The organism is uncultured Corynebacterium sp., from assembly GCF_902489365.1.
Taxonomy (GTDB): Bacteria; Actinomycetota; Actinomycetes; order Mycobacteriales; family Mycobacteriaceae; genus Corynebacterium.
In genome coordinates this window covers 1-1,701 of sequence record NZ_CABTZR010000169.1, presented here as the reverse complement: position 1 = coordinate 1,701, position 1,701 = coordinate 1, and the positions used below count along the sequence as shown (strand labels likewise).

The following is a 1,701-nucleotide window of genomic DNA, read 5'->3' as shown; positions in this document are numbered from 1 at the left end:
GCGGACGCTGGGCCGTCGGTCTCCTCCGCCTTCTGACGCGCCGGGAGCACCACCGGGCGGTCGGCGGACTTGATGCCGGCCTTCGCCATGACCACGGCGGCACGCTCGGATTGCGTGGAGTCGAGACCGTTGCGGGCCTCCTCCACCAGGGTCTTGAAGTAGCGGCGGATGATCTCCTGCTGGGAGGCTTCGCGGCAGACTTCGTCATCGGTGATGCAGAAACCCACCATGTTCACGCCCATGTCTGTCGGGGACTGGTAGGGAACAGTGCCGGTCAGGCGCTCAAGCAGGGACTTCAGAAGCGGGAAGGCCTCGACGTCGCGGTTGTAGTTCACCGTGGATTCGCCGTGTGCGGAGAGGTGGAAGTGGTCGATGACGTTGGCGTCGTTGAGGTCCACCGTGGCTGCCTCGTAGGCCAGGTTCACCGGGTGGTCGAGCGGCAAGTTCCAGATGGGGAAGGTCTCAAACTTGGCGTAGCCCGCCTGCACGCCGCGCAGATTCTCGTGGTAGACCTGCGACAGTGCGGTAGCCAGCTTGCCGGAGCCCGGCCCCGGCGCGGTGACCACCACGAGGTCGCGGGTGGTCTCCACGTAGTCGTTCTTGCCCAACCCATCCTCGGAGACGATGAGGTCGATATTGGCGGGATAGCCCGGGATAACACGGTGACGCGCCACCGTCAGCCCAAGGCGTTCGAGGCGCTCGATGAAGGCCTCCGCTTGGCTGTTGCCGTCCTCGAGCTGGGTCATGACGATGTTGTTGACAAGGAAGCCGCGGTCCCGGAAGACGTCGACAAGCCGCAGCACATCATCTTCATAGAGGATGCCCAGGTCACCGCGCATCTTCTGGCGCTCGATGTCCTTGGCGTTGATGCAGACAAGGATTTCTACGTCATCCTTGATGCGCTCGAGCATCGCAATCTTGTTATCCGGGGTGAATCCGGGTAGAACACGGGAGGCGTGCATGTCGTCGAAGAGCTTGCCGCCCATCTCAAGGTAAAGCTTCCCGCCGATTTCTTTGCGCCGGGCGTTGATGTGCTCCGACTGCAGTTCAATGTATTTTTCACGGTCAAAACCGAGTGCGCGCCCCATAGTATTTAGGCCCTTCCGTTCAACGGGTAGTACCCGGAAAGTCTACAGCAGCACAGCCCCCGCGTAGACTTCCTGACATGCCTGAGGGACACGTTATTCACCGCCTTGCCCGCACTCTTAATGCGGATTTCCGTAACAAGCCGCTGGCCGTGAGCAGCCCCCAAGGCAGGTTCGCTGCGGAGGCAGCGCTTGTCAGCGGCTCCTCCCTCTCCCTCGCCGAAGCCTTTGGCAAGCACCTCTTTCTTCACTTCGATGCGGATAACCCGCGCCACGTTATCTATATCCATTTAGGCCTCATTGGCTCCCTGCGCTTTGAGCCTTCTGCCGATGTGTGGGGGCAGATCCGTCTGCGCATTGATAACGGCACCACGGCCGCGAACCTGCGCGGCCCGCAGTTCTGCACGCTCATCACGGAGGAGGAGTACCAGGCCAAGGTGGCGAAGGTGGGCCAGGATCCGCTGCGCGAGGATGCTGACCCTGATGCCTTGTGGTCCCGGGTGCATGCCTCGAAACGCAGCATCGGTGCCATGCTCATGGAGCAGGGCCTATTCGCCGGGGTGGGAAATATCTACCGCGCAGAAGCCCTTTTCCGCCAAGGGCTCTCCCCCTTCAT

Annotated in this window: 2 protein-coding genes; one reads left to right on the top strand and one right to left on the bottom strand. The window is 61.8% G+C overall.

All coding sequences use genetic code 11. The annotated features are described in order from the left end of the window. A partial coding sequence (locus tag RDN59_RS12245) for a DUF1846 domain-containing protein (protein WP_308608076.1) occupies positions 1 to 1,088 on the bottom strand: 1,088 nt, incomplete at its 3' end. Between the two features lie 77 nt (positions 1,089 to 1,165). On the opposite strand from RDN59_RS12245, the gene RDN59_RS12240 reads away from it, so the two are divergent. Next, positions 1,166 to 1,701: DNA-formamidopyrimidine glycosylase family protein (locus tag RDN59_RS12240; RefSeq protein ID WP_308608075.1), on the top strand; the 536-nt coding region annotated here is incomplete at its 3' end.